Origin of the sequence: Alloalcanivorax sp., from assembly GCF_964221125.1 — a bacterium.
Taxonomy (GTDB): domain Bacteria; phylum Pseudomonadota; class Gammaproteobacteria; order Pseudomonadales; family Alcanivoracaceae; genus Alloalcanivorax; species Alloalcanivorax venustensis.
The window spans coordinates 1-20733 of sequence record NZ_CAXPXK010000097.1 but is presented as its reverse complement, the minus strand read 5'-3'; the positions used below and the strand labels follow the sequence as shown (position 1 = coordinate 20733).

17 protein-coding genes are annotated in these 20733 nt (G+C 68.0%); 10 read left to right on the top strand and 7 right to left on the bottom strand.

Translation table 11 applies throughout. From position 1 onward, the window contains the following. Positions 1-15: 15 nt before the first annotated feature. Positions 16-1284 carry an inorganic phosphate transporter gene (locus tag ACEQZD_RS11565; RefSeq protein ID WP_335629644.1) on the bottom strand — a complete coding sequence of 423 codons (1269 nt, stop codon included), beginning with the start codon at positions 1282-1284 and terminating at the stop codon, positions 16-18. A 34-nt stretch (positions 1285-1318) separates the two neighbouring features. Beyond that, the gene (locus ACEQZD_RS11560; RefSeq protein WP_370185590.1) at positions 1319-1999 is read right to left on the bottom strand and encodes a TIGR00153 family protein; all 681 of its coding nucleotides are present in this window, start codon (positions 1997-1999) and stop codon (positions 1319-1321) included. A 262-nt stretch (positions 2000-2261) separates the two neighbouring features. Here ACEQZD_RS11560 and ACEQZD_RS11555 point away from each other — a divergent pair, with 262 nt between their 5' ends. The 9 genes from ACEQZD_RS11555 (at position 2262) to ACEQZD_RS11515 (ending at position 14249) form a co-directional block, all read left to right on the top strand. Next, positions 2262-3995, top strand: a complete 1734-nt coding sequence (locus tag ACEQZD_RS11555) for a GspE/PulE family protein (RefSeq protein ID WP_370185603.1) — start codon at positions 2262-2264, stop codon at positions 3993-3995. 66 nt (positions 3996-4061) lie between these two features. After that, positions 4062-6929 carry a bifunctional [glutamate--ammonia ligase]-adenylyl-L-tyrosine phosphorylase/[glutamate--ammonia-ligase] adenylyltransferase gene (glnE, locus tag ACEQZD_RS11550; protein ID WP_370185587.1) on the top strand — a complete coding sequence of 956 codons (2868 nt, stop codon included), beginning with the start codon at positions 4062-4064 and terminating at the stop codon, positions 6927-6929. A gap of 33 nt (positions 6930-6962) precedes the next feature. Continuing rightward, a complete protein-coding gene (locus ACEQZD_RS11545; RefSeq protein WP_142950018.1) occupies positions 6963-7886 on the top strand; it encodes a branched-chain amino acid transaminase in 924 nt (307 codons plus the stop codon). Continuing rightward, positions 7887-8933: a lipopolysaccharide heptosyltransferase II gene (gene waaF, locus ACEQZD_RS11540; protein WP_370185584.1), complete on the top strand. Its 1047-nt coding sequence runs from the start codon at positions 7887-7889 to the stop codon at positions 8931-8933. A 19-nt stretch (positions 8934-8952) separates the two neighbouring features. Beyond that, positions 8953-10023 carry a lipopolysaccharide heptosyltransferase I gene (gene waaC / locus ACEQZD_RS11535; RefSeq protein ID WP_370185582.1) on the top strand — a complete coding sequence of 357 codons (1071 nt, stop codon included), beginning with the start codon at positions 8953-8955 and terminating at the stop codon, positions 10021-10023. Beyond that, positions 10020-11120, top strand: coding sequence for a glycosyltransferase family 4 protein (locus ACEQZD_RS11530; RefSeq protein WP_370185579.1), 1101 nt, complete (start codon positions 10020-10022; stop codon positions 11118-11120). The genes waaC and ACEQZD_RS11530 overlap by 4 nt, the downstream gene beginning before the upstream one ends. After that, positions 11117-11971: a lipopolysaccharide core heptose(I) kinase RfaP gene (rfaP, locus tag ACEQZD_RS11525; RefSeq protein WP_370185577.1), complete on the top strand. Its 855-nt coding sequence runs from the start codon at positions 11117-11119 to the stop codon at positions 11969-11971. The genes ACEQZD_RS11530 and rfaP overlap by 4 nt, the downstream gene beginning before the upstream one ends. After that, positions 11968-12882 carry a glycosyltransferase family 2 protein gene (locus ACEQZD_RS11520; protein WP_335629637.1) on the top strand — a complete coding sequence of 305 codons (915 nt, stop codon included), beginning with the start codon at positions 11968-11970 and terminating at the stop codon, positions 12880-12882. The genes rfaP and ACEQZD_RS11520 overlap by 4 nt, the downstream gene beginning before the upstream one ends. Beyond that, positions 12879-14249 (top strand): lipopolysaccharide kinase InaA family protein, encoded by a 1371-nt coding sequence (locus ACEQZD_RS11515; protein WP_335629636.1) that lies wholly within the window; start codon positions 12879-12881, stop codon positions 14247-14249. The genes ACEQZD_RS11520 and ACEQZD_RS11515 overlap by 4 nt, the downstream gene beginning before the upstream one ends. A 3-nt stretch (positions 14250-14252) precedes the next feature. Here the strand turns inward: ACEQZD_RS11515 and ACEQZD_RS11510 are convergent, their stop codons facing one another. From ACEQZD_RS11510 to ACEQZD_RS11495, 4 genes are read right to left on the bottom strand one after another with little or no spacing between them, the layout of a single operon-like run. Then, positions 14253-15350 carry a glycosyltransferase gene (locus ACEQZD_RS11510; protein WP_142950025.1) on the bottom strand — a complete coding sequence of 366 codons (1098 nt, stop codon included), beginning with the start codon at positions 15348-15350 and terminating at the stop codon, positions 14253-14255. After that, positions 15316-16566: an O-antigen ligase family protein gene (locus ACEQZD_RS11505; protein ID WP_370185572.1), complete on the bottom strand. Its 1251-nt coding sequence runs from the start codon at positions 16564-16566 to the stop codon at positions 15316-15318. Before ACEQZD_RS11505 ends, ACEQZD_RS11510 begins: the two co-directional genes overlap by 35 nt. Next, complete coding sequence (gene lpxL / locus ACEQZD_RS11500; RefSeq protein WP_370185571.1) at positions 16563-17480, bottom strand: LpxL/LpxP family Kdo(2)-lipid IV(A) lauroyl/palmitoleoyl acyltransferase; 918 nt, start codon at positions 17478-17480, stop codon at positions 16563-16565. Before lpxL ends, ACEQZD_RS11505 begins: the two co-directional genes overlap by 4 nt. A 7-nt stretch (positions 17481-17487) precedes the next feature. Beyond that, entirely contained in the window at positions 17488-18666 is a 1179-nt protein-coding gene (locus ACEQZD_RS11495; RefSeq protein WP_370185569.1) for a hypothetical protein, read from the bottom strand. Positions 18667-18827: 161 nt separating this feature from the next. Between ACEQZD_RS11495 and hldE the strand changes: the two genes are divergently transcribed. Beyond that, the gene (gene hldE, locus ACEQZD_RS11490; protein ID WP_370185567.1) at positions 18828-20255 is read left to right on the top strand and encodes a bifunctional D-glycero-beta-D-manno-heptose-7-phosphate kinase/D-glycero-beta-D-manno-heptose 1-phosphate adenylyltransferase HldE; all 1428 of its coding nucleotides are present in this window, start codon (positions 18828-18830) and stop codon (positions 20253-20255) included. 182 nt (positions 20256-20437) lie between these two features. Here hldE and ACEQZD_RS11485 read toward each other — a convergent pair. Next, positions 20438-20733, bottom strand: a 296-nt coding sequence (locus ACEQZD_RS11485; protein WP_370185565.1) for a helix-turn-helix transcriptional regulator, incomplete at its 5' end; no start/stop codon positions are given.

Below are 20733 nucleotides of genomic sequence, written 5' to 3'. Positions count from 1 at the left end.
TCCCGCCAGAGCCGCCTAAGCGCCGAACAGACCTTTGAAGAAGAAGAAGAACAGAATTGAAAGCAGCGCGCCGGCCGGCAGTGTCACCACCCAGGAGGTAAAGATGGTGCCCACGGTGCGCAGGTTCAGCGAGCCGATGCCGCGCGCCATGCCGACGCCGAGCACCGCGCCCACCAGGGTGTGGGTGGTGGAGATCGGCAGGCCGGTGCCGGACGCCAGCACCACGGTGGTGGCGGCGCCCAGCTCGGCGGCGAAGCCGCGGCTGGGGGTCAGGGCGGTGATCTTGGTGCCCACGGTGGCCATCACCCGGGCGCCGAGAATCGCCAGGCCGAACACGATGCCCATGGCGCCGACCAGCAGGATCCAGCTGGGCATGGCGGCTTCTTCGCCGACCTGGCCGCCGCTGGAGATCACGCTGTTGATCGCGGCCAGCGGGCCGACCGCGTTGGCCACGTCGTTGGAGCCGTGGGCGAAAGCCATGGCGCAGGCGGTGAAGATCATCAACACGGCGAAGATGCGCTCCACCGAGTGGAAACGGAAATCCTTGTCGGCTTCCAGGTCCGGCTGGATGCGGCTGAGGATGCTGGCGCCGATGACCGCCACCAGCACGCCGCCGACCACCGCCCAGCCCAGGCTGGCGGCGAAGGTGATATCCAGGCCGATATGCTTGAGGCCCTTGACCAGGGTCACGGCGGTCATCACGTAACCGACCATGAACATATAGAAGGGCACCACTTTCTTGGCGCGCTGGAAGGGGTCGTCGTGGTTGAGCACCAGACGTTGCACGCTTTTGATCAGGAAGAAGGAGATAAACCCGGCGAGCAGCGGCGAAGTCACCCAACTGGCGACGATGGTGCCGACCTTGTCCCAGTGCACCGAATCCATGCCCACGCCGACGGCGGCGAAACCGACGATGGCGCCGACAATGGAGTGGGTGGTGGACACCGGCCAGCCGAACCAGGACGCCACCACCAGCCAGATGCCCGCCGCCAGCAGCGCCGACAGCATACCGTAGACCAGATAGTGCGGTGTCTCGCTGAAGACGCTGGCGTCGACGATGCCTTTGCGCACCGTGGCGGTCACCTCACCGCCGGCCAGATAGGCGCCGGCGAACTCGAAGACGATGGCGATCATCACCGCCTGCCCGACGGTGAGAGCGCCCGCCCCCACCGAGGTGCCCATGGCGTTGGCCACGTCGTTGGCGCCCACGCCCCAGGCCATAAGAAAACCGACCGCGCCGGCGATAATCAGCATCAGCATGCTGTGTTCGAGCATCCACTCCATAGCGAACCTCTGGTCAGGGTGCTTGGGTCAGGCTTTAGCGGGCCAGCAGTAGTTGCAGGCGGCCGCCCACTTTTTGGGCGCGGTCGGCCAGATCGCCGATCCACTCGATGATTTTGTACAGGAAGATCACGTCCACCGGCGGCAGCTCGGATTCCAGCTTGAACAGTTCCGAACGGATCTGGATCTGCTGCTCGTCGTTGGCCCGTTCCAGCCGGTCCAGGTCCTCGATCAGCTCCTCGACCAGCTGGATCTCGCGGCCGCTGAAGCCGGTTTCCACCAGTTCGTCGAGTTCGTTGATCGCTTTCTGGGCCTGGGCCGAGGTCTCGATGGCGCCTTGCAGATAGACGTTCATGGCCTCGGCGATGGGCTGCGGAATGGCCATTTGCCGGCCCAGCATCAGGCCGGCGATGTCCTTGGCCTTGTTGGCCACCTTGTCCTGGACGCTCACCAGCTCCAGCAGGTCGGTGCGGGACACCGGCAGGAACAGGCTTTTCGGCAGATTGAGGCGGAATTCTTTTTTCAGGGTGTCCGCCTGGTTTTCCAGGTCGGCGATGCGCTGACGGGCGGCCTTGGCCTTTTCCCAGTCGTTACTGCTGACCCCGGCGAAGAACTCGCCCAGGCCCAGTGCGCATTCGTGCACGGTGTCGTAGTGCTGTTGCAGCGGTTTGATCGGTGAGCGGCCGAACAGGCCGGCGATCGAGCTTCCGAAGGACATGGGGCTACCCTGTAACGGAACGGTCATAATGTTGGGGCGCGAGTATAGAGGGAAGCCTCGATCAATTCCAACGCCCCGCCCGGAGCCCGCCTGGGCGGGCCTGGTTCAGGTTCCTCCGGAACGGGGATGGCGGCAAGTGCCGGCTCGGTCTACAGTAATCGGCAAACGGATCTAGACAATCAAAAGACGGGGGACTACCACCGTGAATGCCAGCGCCGTTCCCGCGCATTTGCGCGGCCAGGAAGTGGACGTTCGCTGGGTGATGCGCGAATTGCTCGACGAGCAGCGCGTGACCCGGGAAGAGTTCAACGTTATTTCCACCACGCCCAGGGAAAACAAGGAACTCAACTGGCACCCGTTGCAGGTGGTGGCCAAGTACCGTCTGGTGGACCGCGCCCACGGCCAGCGCATCATGGATATGGAATTCCTCAGCGACTGGCTGGCGGCGAAAAGCGACCTGACCCTGTACCACATCGACCCGCTCAAGGTGGACGTGGACCAGATCACCCGGGTGATGAGTTACGCCTTCGCCGAACGGCACGGCATCGTCGCCGTGGAAAGCCACCGCGACCGGGTGGTGGTGGCCTGCGATCAGCCCTTCAAACCGGACTGGCAGGAGCATCTCAAGCAGGTGCTGGGCGACCGCGCCCTGGAGGTGGTGTTCGCCAACCCGGAGCAACTGCGCCGCTACCGCATCGAGTTCTACAACCTGAGCCGCTCGATCGCCGGCGCCGCCCGCAGCGGCGGCCAGGAGCTGTCCGGCATCACCAACTTCGAGCAGCTGCTGGAAGTGGGCAAGGGCCACCCGGACGCCGACGACCAGCACATCGTCAATATCGTCGACTGGATTCTGCAGTACGCGTTTTCCCAGCGCGCCAGTGACATCCACCTGGAGCCGCGCCGGGACCTGGGCAAGATGCGCTTCCGCATCGACGGCGTGTTGCACGACGTCTACGAGCTGCCGGCCACCATCATGGCGGCGGTCACCAGCCGGCTGAAGATCCTGTCGCGGCTGAACGTGGCCGAGAAGCGCAAACCCCAGGACGGCCGCCTGAAGACCAAGTCCCCGGACGGCGACGAAGTGGAGCTGCGTATCTCCACCCTGCCCACCGCCTTCGGCGAAAAGATGGTGATGCGGGTGTTCGACCCGGACGTGCTGGTGCGCAGCTTCTCGCAGCTCGGCTTCAGCAAGGAGGACTACCAGCACTGGCAGGCGATGACCGCCCACACCCACGGCATCGTGTTCGTCACCGGCCCCACGGGCTCGGGCAAGACCACCACGCTCTATTCCACCCTCAAGCAGCTGGCCACCAGCGAAGTGAACGTCTGCACCATCGAGGATCCGATCGAAATGGTGGAGCCCAGCTTCAATCAGATGCAGGTGCAGGCCAACATCGAGGTGGGCTTCTCCCAGGGCGTCAAGGCGATGCTGCGCCAGGACCCGGACATCATCATGATCGGTGAGATCCGCGACCTGGCCACCGCGGACATGGCGATCCAGGCGGCGCTCACCGGCCACCTGGTGCTCTCCACCCTGCACACCAACGACGCCCCCTCGTCGATCACCCGGTTGGCGGACCTGGGCGTGCCGTCCTATTTGATCTCTGCCACCGTGATCGGCGTCATGGCCCAGCGCCTGGTGCGCACGCTCTGCCCGCACTGCAAGACCGAGACCCGCCCCGACGAGGCGGCCTGGCAGGAACTGGTGCGCCCCTTCAAGATGAGCGTGCCGGACACCGTCTGCCAGCCGGTGGGCTGCCTGGAGTGTCGCGGCACCGGCTACCTGGGGCGTATGGGTGTCTACGAGACCATGCCGCTGCACGGCACCCTGAAGGGCATGGTGGGGCGCAACGCGGATCTCGAGGCGATCACCCGGCAGGCCATCAAGGGCGGCATGAAACCGCTGCGCATCAGCGGCGCGCAGAAAGTGGCCAAGGGGCTGACCACCATCGAAGAGGTGCTGCGCGTCACGCCCTCCCAGGACGTCCTGCTTTAGGGGGCGGCGAGTGGCGCACTGCGTTAACATTGGCGTTTTCCGCTTTGCCCGTGGACAATACCGGCCATGACTGATCCGGACTATTCCGGCCTGCCCGACGAACTCTCCGTGTTGGTGACCCGGCACTGGCAGCGGTTCCAGGAAGTGGGCCATGTTCTCCCCGACGCCCTTCTCAAAGACCTGCCCCGTGTCTGGGCGGGCTCCGATTACGTGGCGGAGCAATTCATTCGCGACGCGGACCTGGGGGGCTGGCTGGCCGGCTGCGCGCTCAAGGCGCGTCTCGAGCCCGGCCGTCTGGGCGAGGAGATCAGCCAGGCGGTGATGGCCTGTGACGACGAGGACGCCCTCAAGGCCACGCTGCGCCGCCTTCGCCACCGCCATATGGTGCGCCTGATCTGGCGGGACCTCACCGGGCTGGCGGACTACCACGCCACCGTGGCGGACCTGTCGTTGCTCGCCGACACCCTGATCGCCACCGCCCTGGAAAAGCTCTACCAGTGGGCCTGCGAGCGCAACGGCACGCCCCGCGACGAGCAGGGCCGGCCGGTCAAGCTGGTGGTGCTGGCGATGGGCAAGCTGGGCGCCCGTGAGCTGAACCTGTCCTCGGACATCGACCTGATCTTCGCCTACGAAGACGAAGGGGAGATCGAAGGCGAGCGCCGCAACCTCACCCACCACCAGTTTTTCCTGCGCCTGGGCCAGCAGCTGATCAAGGCCCTCGACCAGACCACCGGCGACGGTTTCGTATTCCGGGTCGACATGCGTCTGCGCCCCTGGGGTAAGAGCGGCGCCCTGGCGGTGGGCTTCGACGCCATGGAAAGCTACTACGAAAACCAGGGCCGCGAATGGGAGCGCTACGCGCTGATCAAGATGCGCCCGGTGGCCGGCGATCTGGACGCCGGCGCGCGCCTGATCGAGCGGCTCAACCCTTTCGTCTACCGCCGCTATATCGATTACGGCGCGTTCGAATCGCTGCGCGAAATGAAGGGCCTGATCGAGCGCGAGGTGAACCGCAAGGGCATGCAGGCGGACGTCAAACTGGGCGCCGGCGGCATCCGCGAAGTGGAGTTCATCGTCCAGGCGTTCCAGCTGATCCGCGGCGGCCAGCTGCCCAGCCTGCGCGACCCGAATCTGATGAAAGTGCTGCCGATGCTGGTGGAGGAGGGCATGCTGCCCGAGGACGTGGTCGCCGAACTGGCCGACGCCTATGTCTTTCTGCGCGACGTAGAGCACCGCCTGCAGGCGGTCAACGACCGCCAGACCCAGCGCCTGCCCGACGACGAACTGGGCTGGCAGCGGCTCACCTTCGCCATGGATTTCTCCGCCCGGGCGCCGTTCGAACGGGCGCTGCGCCGCCACCGGGAGCAGGTGCGCTACCACTTCAGCCAGGTGATCGCCGACCCCCAGCAGGAGGCGGAAGTGTCCGAGGGCGACCAGGAGCTGCTCGACCTGTGGCGGGGCGACGTGGACCGTGACGCCGCGGTGGCCCACCTGGAGGCGATCGGCGTCCAGCAGGCCGGCGAGGTGCTGGATCAGTTGGAGAATCTGCGCCATTCGCGCAGCGTCGAGAACATGCAGCGCATCGGCCGCGACCGGCTCGACAAGCTGATGCCGCTGCTGCTGGAAGCGCTCGGCTACCAGGGCCACGGCGCGGTCACCGCCGCGCGGCTGATCTCGTTCGTGGAATCGGTGCTGCGTCGCAGTGCCTATATCGCCCTGCTGGTGGAAAACCCGGGCGCGCTGACGCAGCTGGTGAAGCTGTCCGGCGCCAGCCCCTGGATCGCCGAGCGCCTGGCCCGCCATCCGGTGCTGCTCGACGAACTGCTCGACGTCAGCACCCTGTATTCACCGCCGGCCCGCTCGCAGCTGGACGACGAGCTGCGCCAGCAACTGCTGCGCGTGGCCGAGGACGACCTGGAACAGCAGATGGAGGTGCTGCGTAACTTCAAGCAGGCCCACCTGCTGCGCGTGGCGGCCTCCGAAGTCACCGAGGTGCTGCCGCTGATGAAGGTCAGCGACTACCTGACCTGGCTGGCGGAAAGCATTCTCAACCAGGTGGTGATGCTGGCCTGGGAACCCATGGTGGAGCGCCACGGGCGCCCGCTGCGCGACGACGGCCAGCCGTGCAGCCCGGACTTCGTGGTGGTGGGCTACGGCAAGCTCGGCGGCATCGAGCTGGGCCACAACTCCGACCTGGATCTGGTGTTCCTGCACGACGCCGCCAGCGGCGGCAGCACCGACGGCGACAAGCCGGTCTCCAACGAGCAGTTCTACGCCCGCCTGGGCCAGCGCATCGTGCACATTCTTTCCACCCGCACCATGAGCGGCCAGCTCTATGAAGTGGACACCCGGCTGCGGCCCAGCGGCAGCGCCGGGCTGCTGGTGTCGTCCATGGAAGCGTTCCGCAAATACCAGCTGCAGGACGCCTGGACCTGGGAGCATCAGGCGCTGGTGCGCGCCCGGGTGGTGGCCGGCTGCAACCGTGCCCGCCAGCGTTTCGAGGCGATCCGCGACGAGGTGCTGTGCCGAGAGCGGGACCAGGAGGCCCTGCGCGTGGACGTGCTCGCCATGCGCGACAAGATGGTCGATCACCTGGCCTCCAACCAGCCCGGCTGCTTCCATCTCAAGCAGGACCCGGGTGGTATCGTCGATATCGAATTTATGGTCCAATACGGGGTTCTACGATGGGCCTCCCGCCACGGTGAACTGACCCGTTTCACCGACAATGTGCGGCTGCTTGAAACCCTCGCCGCTCTGGAATTGATGCCGGCCCAGGATGCCGGCCTGCTTCGGGAAGCCTACCTGGCCTACCGGTCCGCGGCCCATCGCGCGTCACTGCGCAAGGAAAAGTCCATCGTCGGCGACGGTGAGTTCCGCGAATTGCGGGACGGCGTGCGGACGATCTGGCAACACTGGTTCGATCTTTCGAAATAACAGCTCTACCTGTGGATTGGGAGTGTGACCGCCATGTCGATGGCTCAACGAGACGGTTTTATCTGGCTGGACAATGAAATGGTGCCTTGGCGCGAAGCCAAGACCCATGTGCTGACCCACACCCTGCACTACGGCATGGGCGTGTTCGAAGGCGTGCGGGCCTACGAGACCGCCCGGGGCCCGGCCATTTTCCGGCTCAAGGAACACACCGACCGGTTGTTCAACAGCGCCCACATCCTGAACATGAAGATTCCTTACACCAAGGAACAGATCAACCAGGCGCAGATCGACGCGGTGCGCGAGAACAAACTGCCGCACGCCTATCTTCGCCCGATGGTGTTCTACGGCAGCGAAGGCATGGGCCTGCGCGCGCACAACCTGAAAGTGCACGTCATGGTCGCCGCCTGGGAATGGCCCGCCTACATGAGCCCGGAAGCCCTGGAGCTGGGCATCAAGGTGCGCACCTCCAGCTACACCCGGCACCACGTCAACATCACCATGTGCAAGGCCAAGGCCAACGGCAATTACATCAATTCCATGCTGGCCCTGAACGAAGCCCTGTCCGGCGGCGCCGACGAAGCGCTGCTGCTGGATAACGAAGGCTATGTGGCGGAAGGTTCCGGCGAGAACGTGTTCCTGATCCGCGACAAGGTGCTGTACACCCCGGAGCTGACCTCCTGCCTGGACGGCATCACCCGCAAGACCATCATCCAGCTGGCAGAGGAACACGGCTACACGGTGCGCGAGAAGCGCCTCACCCGCGATGAGTTCTACATCGCCGACGAGGCCTTCTTCACCGGCACCGCCGCGGAAGTGACGCCGATCCGCGAACTGGACGGCCGCATCATCGGTGAAGGCAAGCGCGGGCCGATCACCGAAGAGCTGCAGACCGTCTATTTCGATCTGGTGCGCGACAAGCACGACCGCCACCAGGAATGGCTGACCCACGTTTCCTGAGTGTCTGAAGCGCGGCGCCCACGCATCCTGGTCGTCGGCCCGTCCTGGGTCGGCGACATGGTCATGGCCCAGACGCTGTTCGCCGAACTGCAGCGGCAGCGGCCCTGCGACATTGATGTGCTGGCGCCGGCCTGGTGCCGGCCGCTGCTGTCGCGCATGCCGGAAGTGCGCCAGGCACTGGATCTGCCGTTCGGCCACGGCGAACTGAAGCTGCGCCAGCGGCGCGCCGAAGGCCGTGCCCTGCGCGGCGGCTACGACCGCGCCTTCGTGCTCCCCAATTCCCTCAAGTCCGCCCTGATCCCGTTCTGGGCCGGCGTTCCGGTGCGCACCGGCTGGCGTGGCGAAATGCGCTACGGCCTGCTCAACGACGTGCGCAAGCTGGACAAAGAGCGTTACCCCTTGATGGTGCAGCGCTTCGTGGCGCTGGCCCTGGACGCGGACGCGCCGCCGCCGGCCCTGGAAACGATCCAGCCGCCCCGGCTGCGCGTGGACAGCGACGCCGTGGCCGCCGCCCGCGCCGACCAGCGGCTCGCCGACGACCGCCCGGTGCTGGGGCTGTGCCCCGGCGCCGAGTTCGGCCCGTCCAAACGCTGGCCGGAATACCATTACGCCGCCGTGGCCCGCCACTGGATCGGGCAGGGCGGCCGGGTGTGGCTGTTCGGCTCCGGCAAGGACCGGCCGGTGGCCGAGCAGATTGTTGAAGCGCTGCCCGAGGCCCAGCGCGGCGAGGCGGCGATCCTGGCCGGCGCCACCAGCCTGGAGCAGGCGGTGGACCTGCTGTCGGTCACCGACGCGGTGGTCAGCAACGATTCCGGGCTGATGCACATCGCCGCCGCCCTGGGCCGGCCGCTGGTGGCGGTGTACGGTTCCACTTCACCCGGCTTTACGCCGCCGCTGGGCGAAGCGGTGGCGATTGAGCGGCTGGGGCTGGAATGCAGCCCCTGTTTCCAGCGCGAATGCCCGCTGGGCCACCTCAATTGTCTTCGCCAACTGGAGCCGGACCGGGTGATTCAGGCCCTGGCAAGGTTGCCGGGCGTGCCGCGATGAACCACGACGGACGGGCGGTATGCGTGTTCTGCTGATCAAAACCTCCTCCATGGGCGATGTGATCCACAGCCTGCCGGCGATCACCGACGCGGCGCGGGCGATCCCCGGCCTGCGGCTGGACTGGGTGGTGGAAGAGGGCTTCGCCGACCTGGCCGGCCGCCACCCGGCGGTGGAGCGGGTGCTGCCCTGCGCCCTGCGCCGCTGGCGCCGGCACCCCTGGCGCGCCCGCCGCAGCGGCGAGTGGACCACCTTCAAGAACGCCCTGCGCGAACGCGAGTACGACGCCGTGATCGACGCCCAGGGCCTGATCAAAAGCGCCTTTATCACCCGCCTGGCGCGCGGCCCCAAGTTCGGCCTGGATAAGGCCTCCGCCCGCGAGCCCTGGTCGGCGCTGGCGCTGGATCGGCCGCTGCCGGTGCCCCGCGACGGCCATGCGGTGACCCGGGTGCGGCAACTGTTCGCCGCCGCCCTCGGCTACACCGCCCCGGACAGCGCCCCCGATTACGGCCTGCGCCGCACCCGCGCGCCGCGCCCGCTGGCCGGGCCCGGCGCCGAGCTGGTGTTCTGCCACGGCACCACCTGGCCCACCAAACACTACCCGGAAGCCTATTGGCGCGCCCTGGCGGAACGGGCCGCCGGCGCCGGCCAGCGGGTGTGGCTGCCGTGGGGCAACGACACCGAGCGCGCCCGCGCCGAGCGCATCGCGCAAGGGCTGGCCGGCGTCGAGGTGCTGCCGCGCCTGTCCCTGTCCACGCTCACCGACCGGATGCTGGCCTGGGACGGCTTCGTCGCCGTCGACACCGGCCTGGCCCACCTGGCCGCCGCCGCCGGGCTGCCGGGCGTGGGGCTGTACGGCCCCACCGACCCGCGCCTGACCGGCGTCTGGGGGCCGCGTGCCCGCTCCCTGGCGGCGGAGTTTCCCTGCGCCCCCTGCGTGCAGGAAAAGTGCACCTATCAAGGCAACCTGGGCCAGGGGGTGAACCCGCCCTGTTTCAGCAGCCTCAAGCCGCACCGCGTCTGGCAGGCGTTGATGGAAGTCACAGCGGACGGAGCCGCCGACCGGGTGCCGGCCACGGGGGGCGGCCGATGAAGCTGGCGTTCCTGCTGTTCGAATACTTTCCCTACGGCGGCCTGCAACGGGACATGGTGGCGATCGCCACCAAGGCGCTGGAGCGCGGTCATCAAGTGACGGTGTTCACCCGCGCCTGGCACGGTGACCCGGCCCCCGTCGACGGCCTGGAAGTGCGCACGTTGCCGTCCGCCGCCCGCAGCAACCACGCCAGCGACGCGGATTTCGCGCGCCGCGTGACCACGCAGCTGGACGGCTTCGACCGGGTGGTGGGGTTCAACAAGATGCCGGGGCTGGACTGGTACTACGCCGCCGACGGCTGTCTGGCGGACCGCTACCAGGGCCTGAAGACATTACTGCCGCGCTACCGCAGCAAGCTGGCCATGGAAGCCGCCGTGTTCGGGGCGGACGCCACCACCGGGGTGCTCTCCATCTCGCCGCCGCAGAAGGCGCTTTACCAGCACCACTACGGCACCCCGGACGCCCGCTTCGTGTCGCTGCCGCCGGGCATCCGGCGGGACCGCGTTCAGCCCGCCGACCATCTGCACCGCCGCACCGTTCTGCGCGCCGAACTGGGCATCAGCGAAGTGACGCCGATGCTGCTGTTCGTGGGCTCCGGTTTTCGCACCAAGGGCCTGGACCGGGCCCTGCAGGCCCTGGCCGGGCTGCCCGGCGACGCCCGCCTGTTCGTGGTCGGCGAGGACAAGGCGGCGCCCTACCAGCGCCAGGCGCGGCGCCTGGGCCTGGAAGGGCGGGTGCACTTCATGGGCGGCCGCGACGACGTGCCGGCCTGGCTGTGGGCGGCGGACCTGCTGGTGCACCCGGCGTACGCCGAGAACACCGGCACCGTGCTGCTGGAAGCGGCCATCGCCGGCCTGCCGGTGCTGACCACCCGCGCCTGCGGCTACGCCGACTACATCCGCGACGCGGACCTGGGCCGGGTGCTCGAAGATCCCACCCCGGAGTCGCTGGCCGCCGCCGCGCGGGAATTGCTGGCCCTGGACCGGCCCGCCTGGTGGGAAAAGGCGGCCCGCTTCGCCGAGCAGGCGGACATCTACAGCCTCACCGACCACGCGGTGGACGCCATCGAAGGCGAGCCGCCGGGGGCAGGGCAATGAGCGCCCGGGCCCTGTTTCTGCGCGACGATCTGGCCGCCGCCTGGCGCGGGCGGGAGCCGTTCGCCCAGGCCGCCACCCAGCCCGGCGAGGTGTACCGGGCCCGCGAGGGCCGGCGCACGCTGCGGTTCGAGGCCGCCGGCCGGTCTTATTTTCTTAAGTACCACGGCGGCATCGGCTGGCGAGAGATCATCAAGAACCTGACCCAGGCCAAGGCGCCGGTGTTGGGCGCCATGTCCGAGGTGCGCGCGATCCGCGCCGTGGCCGCCGCCGGCATCGACACCCTGACCATCGCCGGTTACGGCTGCCGCGGCGCCAACCCGGCGCGGCAGGAATCGTTTCTGGTCACCGATGAGCTCAGCGACACGGTCAGCCTGGAAGAGCTGGGCGAGGCCTGGCGCCTGGATCCAGGTCCGGCGCCGTTCAAGTGGGCGCTGATCCGCCGGGTGGGCGAGATCGCCCGGGCCATGCACGGCGCCGGCGTGAACCACCGGGATTTCTACCTGGGTCATTTCCTCATCGACCGTGGCGCGGTGGCCGGTCACGACGCCGGCGCGCCCCTGTATCTGATCGACCTGCACCGTTCCCAGGTGCGCCACAAGGTGCCGCGCCGCTGGCGCAACAAGGATGTGGGCGGCCTGTATTACTCCACCGCCCGGCTGGACCTGACCCACCGCGACCTGCTGCGTTTTGTGCGCGCCTACACCGGCCTGCCGCTGCGTGAGGCGCTGCGCGAGCACGCCGCCCTGTGGCGCGCCAGCCGCAAGGAAGCGGAGAAAATCTACCGGCGCTATTTCGAGATCGAACCCAGCTTCCCGCTGCGTTACTGCGAGCATCCGGGGAAGGACATATGAGCGGCGCGCCGGCGTTTTCCATCGTCATTCCCGCCTACAACTACGCCCATTTCCTGCGCCGGGCGGTGACCTCGGCGTGCACCCAGGACGGCGCCGACGTGGAAGTGCTGGTGGTGGACGACGGCTCCACCGACGACACCCCGGCGGTGATGGACAAGCTGAGCGCCGAGTTCGGCGAGCGGCTGACCTATCATCGCCAGCCCAACCAGGGGCCGGCGGCGGCGCGGGCCAAAGGGCTGGCCCTGGCCCGCCACGACTGGCTGGTGTTTCTCGACGCCGACGACGAGCTGTTGCCCGGCGCCCTGCGGGTGTTCGCCGATCTGATCGCCGCCCACCCGCGCAGCCGCGTCGCCATCGCCGGCCATCTGGCCCGCCACGGCGAGCGCGAGCGCCGGGTCGCGCCGGGGCCGGTGAGCGACAGCCGCCGAGCCAATTTCGCCGCCTACCTGGACAAACAACTGAGCCTGTCCAACGGCGCCTGCGCCCTGCACCGGTCGGTGTTCGACAGCGCGCCGCTGGCGTCGCCGTTGCCGCACACCGAGGACATGCCGGTGTTCGCCCATCTGATGGCCTGCTACGACGCCTGCAAAAGCGACCAGCCGGTGCTGCGGGTACACCACCACGGCGGCAGCCGCCGCAACGACGTGGCGGCGGCGCTGGCGCTGGGCATGGACTTGGAGCGCGCCATCTTCGACGACAACGGCCTGCCCGACTGGGCCGGCCAGCTGCGGCGCGGTTACCGGGCGCGGCGCGCCCTGTCGCTGCTCAAGCTGGCGGCCCGCGGCGGGCGCCCCGACCAGGTGCGTTTCTTCTTTCACCGCGCGCTCGGCGCCGACTGGCGGCGGGCATTGCAGCCGCGCTATCTGCGCCGGTACCTTGCCAGTTTTGTTCGCCGGGGGAAGCGATCGTGACCACCAGCGCCGCCGACACACCGCTCACCTGGCCGCAACTGGCCGCCCTGGACTGGGCGCGGTCCGGCGGCTTTACCCTGGATATCGACGGCGAGCCGTTGCGCGCCGAGGCGGTGCTGCGTCATCTGCCCGGCCGCCGTATCGCGGTGCGCGCCCGCTGGCGCGGCGCCACCGTGTTCGCCAAGCTGTTCTTTGCCGGCCACGCCGACGAAGCCGCCCGCGAGCTGGCCCGCCACGGCGCCCTGGTGGAGGCCGGGGTGCCCACGCCGGGGCTGATTTTCGAGACCGTCGGCAACCAGGGCCCGGAACGGGGCGCGGTGCTGATCCAGGAGTGGGTGGGCGGCCAGTCCGGCCAGGCGACCCTGCGCGGCGAGCAAGGTCTGGCGCTCGCCGGTGACCTGCTCGACAGCCTGTTCCTGCTCTACCGGGCCGGCCTGCGCCAGCTGGACCTGCACCTGGACAATTTTCTGTTCGACGGCGAGCGCTTCCTGGTCATCGACGCCGGCGAAGTGGTGCCGCTGCCCGGCGGCCTGCGCTACGAACCGGCGATTCTCGACAACCTGGCGCTGTTCTGCGCCCAGGCGCCGCTGGACCTGCGTGACCGGCTGCAGGAGCAGGTGGCCGTGCGGCTGCGCCAGGAGGGGCTGCGCAGCGAGCCGCTGGCGGCCATGGTGCGCCGCCGCAGCGACCGGCGGCTGCGCAGCGCGATGAAAAAGTGGCGCCGGGAAAGCTCCGCCATCGGCGTCTGGCATGAACAGCAGGAACAATGGCTGTACCGCCGTTCGCTGAACCGCGAGGAGTTCGAGGCCCTGTCGGCCTGGTTGCGTGACCCGGCAAGCCTGGCGCTGATCAAAGAAGGCAGCCGGGTGAGCGTGTACGGCAACGACCAGTGGATCGTGAAGCACTACCGGGAAAGCGGCCCCAAGACCCGCCTGCGCCGCGCGCTGTTCAAGACCCGCGCGGACATTTCCTGGGTGATGGGCTGGACCTGGGCGTTGCTGGGCGTGCCCACGCCGCGCCCGGCGATGCTGCGCCGCTGCGCCGACGGCGAGGCGGTGATCGCCTTTCCCCGTCTTGAAGCCACGCTGGCGTTAAGCACCCTGATGGAGGAACAGCGCGAGCGGGCCCGGCGCGTGGCGCCATCCGTGGAGCTGTGGCTGAAGCGGCTCGGCGAGACCGGCTTCTGGCACGGCGACGCCAAGGCGCAGAATATTCTCGTCGACGACCAGGACCGGGTGCACTTCATCGACCTGGACGGCGCCGGCTTCAGTGGTGTCAGCCGGCGCCGGGCCCGCAAACAGGCCCGGGATCTCAAGCGTTTCAAACGGAACTGGGTTCAGTTCGAGGAAAAGCCGCCGGCCCGCTAGCGGTTACAGCCGGCCGTCGCCGCCTTCCATCAGAGACCGGAAGCGGGCGTGGTAGCTTTCGATGCTGAACGACTCGTCGAAAATGCGGTACTGCTCGCGGCGGGTTTCTTCCAGCTGTTCCGGCGTGGCGCTGCCCAGATACTCCAGCACCGTTTTCACCGCCTCCGTGCTTTCTTTTTCAAACAGCCAGCGCTTGTCCCGCAGTATTTCCGGAATGCCGCCCACCGGGGTGCCGTAGCCGGGCACCCCGGCGGCGATCGCTTCCAGCATGGCGATGGGCAGGCCCTCGCGCAGCGACGGCATGATGAAGGCGTCGAACGCGGACACATAGCGGTAGGCGTTCTTGCGGCCGCCGGCGAAAATCAGCCGGTCCGCCAGGCCGTGTTGCTTCGCCGCCTCGCGCATTTCGTCAAGCAGCTCACCGTCGCCGATCACCACCACATGGGGCGGGTTGTCCATCTGGCGCATGGCGTCGATCAGGTATTTATGGCCTTTCACCGGGCGCATGCGGCCGACGGTGCCGATCACCCTCGGCGCGTCCACCGGCACGCCCAGGTCGCGGCGCGCCTGCTCGCGGTCGAGCAGGTTGTCGCGCACGATCTTTTCGTTCACGGAATTGGGGATCGCCACCACTTCGTCCGGCGTGAAGCCGCGCAGCAGCATGTCCTGGCGCACCGCCTCGGAACAGGCGGCGAACTTCCAGCCGCGCATCAGCAGTTTGGCGAACAGGCGCCGGCGCGGGCGTTTGAATTCGCCCATGTTGTGCACCACCGAAATCTTGCGCACGCCGGGCAGGAACAGGCCGCACCAGGCCACGAACACCGACGGCTTCATGCGGTGGGTGATGATCACATCCGGTTTGTCGCGGCGCAGCTGGCGCAACACCTTGAGCACCGCCGAGGGGCGGATGCGCTTGATGTCCGACTTGCTGAAATTGAACGCCACCGTCTCGCAGCCGAGCCGTTCGCCCAGGTTGCCGGCCTCGCCGTGGAAGATATAAAAGCTGCGGTCGTGGCCTTGGGCGGCGCGGATCACTTCCTCGAACAGATCCACGCCTTCCACGGTGTCATTGCGGTATTTGCATACCTGAACCACTTTCATTGCGTGTCTCCTGTTGTCTTACATAGGCGACCAGCAGCGCCATGGGGATCCACACGCTGGGCCAGTTATACATAAACGGCGTATAGGGATGAATGCCGTCGAACAGCACCGCGCTGAAGCCGGTGGCCATGGCCGCCGCCAGCACCGAAATGCGCTGCGGGTAGCGCCGCCAGCCGCGCCACAGCGCCGGCGCCCACAGCATCACCCACAGCCCCAGCCCCAGAAAGCCGATGTGGTAGAGCAGCGACAGGAAATAGTTGTGCGGATGGTCCTGCACCACCGGCTCGCCGTCGACCACGATGTGCAGCTCGCGGGTTTCGTTGGCCATGCCGTGGCCGGTCACCGGCGCTTCCAGAATCATTTCCCAGGTGGCGGACCAGAGCTGCGGGCGCTGGCTGGTGCCCCGCTCGGTGATCATTTCCGGGTTCAGGGCCAGCGCGGCGGCGGCGACCAGCACCACCGCCACCAGCGGCACCAGCAGCCGCCGTTTCATGGTAATGATCGGCAGCGCCATGCAGCCCACCGCCAGCGCCACCAGGGTGGAGCGGCGCTGGTTGGCGGCCAGATACACCAGCAGCGCCAGGGTGATCAGGTAAGGGGCGAGCCGGGTCAAACGCCCCGGCGGCAGTTGCCGGCTGGCGAAGAAAGCGAAGAACGGCAGCGTGATGCAGTACATGCTGGCGTAAAGCTGGTTGGTGTCGAGCACCAGCCAGGGGCGGATTTCAAATACCTCGAACACGCCGTACAGCTGCGAGCTGAACGGCCGGTCGACGATAAAATAGTAGGCGAAGAAATCCACCAGCGCGGCGAGGGCCGCCACCCCGGTGCCGATCAGCAGGGCGCCCCAGAACGCGCGCGGGTAGCGCTGCACGGCCAGCTCCACGAACGCGAACAGGGTGAAGATCTCGATCAGGGCACGCCCGAAGCGGCTGGGGTTGGGCGCCGGCCCGAAGAAGGTGGAGAAGGTGGCGTAGCACAGAAACGCCAGCAGCCAGCCGTGCCGTTTCAGCAGCGCCAGCGGCTGGTGCCGGGACGCCACCGCCACATAGATCAGCGCCGGCAGAAAGAACACCGCGTCCAGGGCGTTCATCAAACCGGTGCGGGACGGGAATACCAGCAAGCCGGAAAACATCAGGCTGAAGCACAGCGTCAGCCAGCCGCTGAACAGCACTGGGGCGGAGCCTGTGGAATCGGAGACGGAGCGGGGTCGGGTCATCGGTACGGATGGTCCTGGCCGGGCGGTTGGTGTTTGAAGCGTTTGTGCACCCAGAGATACTGCTCCGGGTGTTTGCGCACATAGCCTTCAATGGTGCGGTTGATGCGGGCGGTGTCCGCCTCGTCGTCGCCGCAGGGAAAATCCTCCAGCGGCGCGCCGAACTCGATCTCGTAGCGGCCGCCGGGCAGGCGGTAGTGGGCGCAGGGAATCACCTTGGCCTTGCCCATGCGCGCGATGCGGCTGGTGGCGGTGATGGTGGCCGCCGGCACCCCGAAGAACGGCACGAACACCGCGTGGGCGGTGCCGTAGTCCTGGTCCGGCGCGTACCAGACCACCTCGCCCTGGCGCAGCAGGCGCACGGTCTGGCGGATGTCGTTGCGGTCCACGGAATGGTTGACCCAGGTGCCGCGTCCCTTGGTGATCAGATGATCGAGCAGGGGGTTGTCGTTGGGGCGGTAGACCACGCTGAAACGGAAGAACTTGCCGAGCAGGCGGCTGCCCACGTCGATGCTGTTGAAGTGCATGCCCAGCAGCATCACGCCGTGCCCTTCGCGGCGGGCGGTTTTCAGATGCTCCAGGCCGCTGACGGTGAGCCGCTTTGCCAGGTCGATGCGCTGGTTATGGAAGGCGCCGGCCATTTCCAGAATCGCCTCGCCGGTGCTGATCATCACCCGGCGTGCGAGGGCCTCGCGCTCCTGCTCGGAAAGCTCCGGAAAGCACAGCCGCAGGTTGGTGAGCGCCACCCGCCGGCGCGAGGCGGCCAGGTACCAGGCCAGGCGGCCGACGCCACGGCCGGCGGCCAGCAGCCAGTCCCAGGGCAGCTGGCCGATCAGCCAGAACAGGGCCAGACCCAGGCGCGTGGGCCACAGGCGCGGATCGGACGGTGAGACCGGACGGTGTCGGCGCTTTCCCATGGCGCGGTTAGCCCTGACCGGCGCGGACCGGCCGGCGCATGGTGTCGCGGTTGCTGAGGCTGGCCAGCATCAGCGCCAGGGGCAGCCACAGGCACATCCAGCTGGGGTGGAACGGCACCAGCAGGTAGGCGCCGGCGCTCAGCATGGTGAGCAGGCCGGGCAGCAGGGCGACCAGGAACACCGCGCCCTCGCGCTGTTCGCGGCCGGCGTCCGGCAGCCGCCAGGCGGGCACCGCCCAGGCGGCGATGAACAGCGCCAGGCCGACCAGGCCGGTGCTGTGCACCACCGCCAGCAGCACGTTGTTGGGGTGCGGCAGCACACGCAGGCCGTCCGGAATCGAGACCAGCAGGGAATCACCGCCCTCCTGGCTGAGCCCGTTGCCGAACAGCGGGTGGCTGAAGTACATGCCGGCCTGGCGCAGCACCTCGAAATCCAGCGCCAGGTAGAGCGCCACCGCCCCGGCCAGGGCGGCCAGCAGCCGCTGATGGTAGCGTAGCAGCGCCCAGCCCAGGGCCAGCACCAGCAGCATGGCGCCGGATTGCCAGTGCACCGCCACCAGGAAGGTGAAGCCCACCAGCGCGCCGGCGCCGCGGCGGGCGCCCTTGGGGGTGAAGCCCTCGTCCAGGGTCTGGGCGAGCAGAATGAACGACGGCGCCACCAGCGCCATGGTGCCGAGCAGCGGGCCTGGCTGGGGCAGGTTGAAGATCAGGCTGGCGGGCTGGCTGAACAGCGGGCTGGTGAGCGGCTGAATGGTGTAATAGCTGACCATGATCACCGCCAGCACCACCATGGCGGTCATGGCACCGTTGGCCAGCGCCTGTTTCAGGGTGTGGCGGTAATAAAGATGCACCCAGCGGAGAATGCCCACCAGGATGATGATTTCCACGGCGGCGCGGATGGTGCGCGAGCTGTTGGCGTCCTCGGCCCAGACCATGGTCAGCAGGGTCCAGCCCAGAAAGGCGTACAACGGCACCAGCCAGGGGTCCAGCAGCAGGCGCCGGTCGCCGCTCACCAGGGCGCGGGTGAGCAGCGTCAGCGACGGCAGGAAGAACAGGACGTCCACCACGTTAAGCAGCGCCACCCGCGAGTGGAACAGGAAGGGCCCGGTGAACATGACCGCGAAAGAGACCGTCAGCCACAGTCTCAGCCACCTTCCCTGCAGTGCGTTGTGGCGCAAAGCCGTCATAGAATTATGTCCTGTCTCGAATCGTAGTCGCGCCGGGGAGGGCCCTGGTCCGGCCGCACCCGCCCGGCAAGCGGCAAAGTGTACTCAGCGGGGCTGCTCGCATCCACCGCTATGCTACACTGCGCGCCAGTTTGAGGCTCCCCGTGGCGCAGGAGTAGGTGATGCACAACCCGCGAATTCCCCCCTTTGGCCAGGCCCGCGTGCTGGTCGCCGGCGACGTGATGCTGGACCGTTATTGGCACGGCCCGACCGGACGTATCTCTCCGGAGGCCCCGGTGCCGGTGGTGCGCGTCACCGAACTGGAGGACCGCCCCGGCGGCGCCGCCAACGTGGCGCTCAACATGGCCGCCCTGGGGGCCCGGGCGGAACTGGTGGGGCTCACCGGCCAGGATGAGGCCGCCGGCATTCTGGAGCAACGCCTGGGTGCCGCCGATGTGCTGTGCGACTTCCAGAAAGTGGCCGGGCTGCCCACCATCACCAAGCTGCGCGTGATCAGCCGCCAGCAGCAACTGCTGCGGCTGGATTTCGAGGAGTCCTTCCAGGACCAGGACCCGGCGCCGTTCGCCGAGAAGGTCAAAGGCCGGCTGGCCGGCTGCGGCGCCCTGGTGCTGTCCGATTACGCCAAGGGCGCCCTGCGCGACTGCCCCGGGCTGATCGCCCTGGCCCGCGAGGCCGGCGTGCCGGTGCTGGTGGACCCCAAGGGCAGTGATTTCAGCCGCTACCGGGGCGCCACCCTGCTGACCCCCAACCTGGCCGAGTTCGAGGCCGTGGTGGGGCCGGTGCCGGACGAAAAGACCCTGCTGGAAAAAGGCCAGGCGCTGATGGCCGAGCTGGATCTGGGCGCCTTGCTGATCACCCGCAGCGAGAAGGGCATGACCCTGCTGCGCGCCGGCCAGACGGAGCTGCATCTGCCGGCCCACGCCCGCGAGGTGTTCGACGTCACCGGCGCCGGCGACACCGTGATCTCGACCCTGGCGGTGTCCCTGGCCGCCGGTGCCGATCTGGCCGAGGCGGTGGTGCTGGCCAACATCGCCGCCGGCATCGTGGTCGGCAAGCTGGGCACCGCGGTGGTGTCCGCCCCGGAGCTGCGCCGCGCGGTGCACCAGGCCGGCGGCCCCGGCCGCGGCGCCATGACCGAGGAACAACTGCTGATCGCCATCGAGGACGCCCGCGCCCAGGGCGAGAAGATCGCCTTTACCAACGGCTGCTTCGACATCATCCACGCCGGCCATGTGGGCTATCTGGACTCCGCCCGCCGCCTCGGCGACCGGCTGGTGCTGGCGGTCAACAGCGACGATTCGATTCGCCGGCTCAAGGGGCCGGGCCGCCCGATCAACTCCCTGGAGCGCCGCATGGCGGTGCTGGCGGCCCTGGAGGCGGTGGATTACGTGGTCGCCTTCGACACCGACACGCCGGAGCCGCTGCTGGAAAAGGTGCGCCCGGACATTCTCGTCAAAGGCGGCGACTACAGCGTCGACCAGGTGGTGGGCGCCGACATCGTCAAACGCCACGGCGGCCGCGTGGAAGTCCTCGACTTCGTCGAGAACATTTCCACCACCCACATCGTGCAAAAGATTCGTTCCCAATAGCACCGCGCTTCAAAAGCAGGGCCGCTTGTGGGAGCTTGCCCTGCAAGCGAAAGGGTGGCTTTCAGCCACCCGGCAGGATTCCAGAGGCCGTTCTGACGGTCGCACAAACAGCGTCTCTGGAATCCTGCCGGCAAGCTTCGCTTGCCTTTCGCGGGCAAGGCCCGCTCCCACAAGGCCCGCGGTTACAAGGTCTTTCTGTAGCGCGACGGGGTCTGCCCGGTCCAGCGCTCGAAGGCGCGGATGAAGGCGGCCGGCTCGCTGTAGCCGAGCAGGCCGGCGATCTCCTCCACGCTGCGTGACGAATCCGCCAGGTAGCCGCGCGCCTTCTCCAGCCGCACCCCGTCGAGAATTTTCTGATAGCTGCGCCCGGCGTCGCCGAGCCGGCGGCGGAAGCTGCGCTCGGGCATGTCGAAGGTGGCGGCGGCCCGGTCGGCGCCGGGGAACTCACCGATAAACAACTCCAGATAGGCCGCCACGC

Bases quoted from the DNA above. Each gene is read 5' to 3' on its own strand.
- ACEQZD_RS11565 (WP_335629644.1), bottom strand. From the start codon at position 1,284: ATGGAGTGGATGCTCGAACACAGCATGCTGATGCTGATTATCGCCGGC.
- ACEQZD_RS11560 (WP_370185590.1), bottom strand. From the start codon at position 1,999: ATGTCCTTCGGAAGCTCGATCGCCGGCCTGTTCGGCCGCTCACCGATC.
- ACEQZD_RS11555 (WP_370185603.1), top strand. From the start codon at position 2,262: ATGCGCGAATTGCTCGACGAGCAGCGCGTGACCCGGGAAGAGTTCAAC.
- glnE (WP_370185587.1), top strand. From the start codon at position 4,062: ATGACTGATCCGGACTATTCCGGCCTGCCCGACGAACTCTCCGTGTTG.
- ACEQZD_RS11545 (WP_142950018.1), top strand. From the start codon at position 6,963: ATGTCGATGGCTCAACGAGACGGTTTTATCTGGCTGGACAATGAAATG.
- waaC (WP_370185582.1), top strand. From the start codon at position 8,953: ATGCGTGTTCTGCTGATCAAAACCTCCTCCATGGGCGATGTGATCCAC.
- ACEQZD_RS11530 (WP_370185579.1), top strand. From the start codon at position 10,020: ATGAAGCTGGCGTTCCTGCTGTTCGAATACTTTCCCTACGGCGGCCTG.
- rfaP (WP_370185577.1), top strand. From the start codon at position 11,117: ATGAGCGCCCGGGCCCTGTTTCTGCGCGACGATCTGGCCGCCGCCTGG.
- ACEQZD_RS11520 (WP_335629637.1), top strand. From the start codon at position 11,968: ATGAGCGGCGCGCCGGCGTTTTCCATCGTCATTCCCGCCTACAACTAC.
- ACEQZD_RS11510 (WP_142950025.1), bottom strand. From the start codon at position 15,350: ATGAAAGTGGTTCAGGTATGCAAATACCGCAATGACACCGTGGAAGGC.
- ACEQZD_RS11505 (WP_370185572.1), bottom strand. From the start codon at position 16,566: ATGACCCGACCCCGCTCCGTCTCCGATTCCACAGGCTCCGCCCCAGTG.
- lpxL (WP_370185571.1), bottom strand. From the start codon at position 17,480: ATGGGAAAGCGCCGACACCGTCCGGTCTCACCGTCCGATCCGCGCCTG.
- ACEQZD_RS11495 (WP_370185569.1), bottom strand. From the start codon at position 18,666: ATGACGGCTTTGCGCCACAACGCACTGCAGGGAAGGTGGCTGAGACTG.
- hldE (WP_370185567.1), top strand. From the start codon at position 18,828: ATGCACAACCCGCGAATTCCCCCCTTTGGCCAGGCCCGCGTGCTGGTC.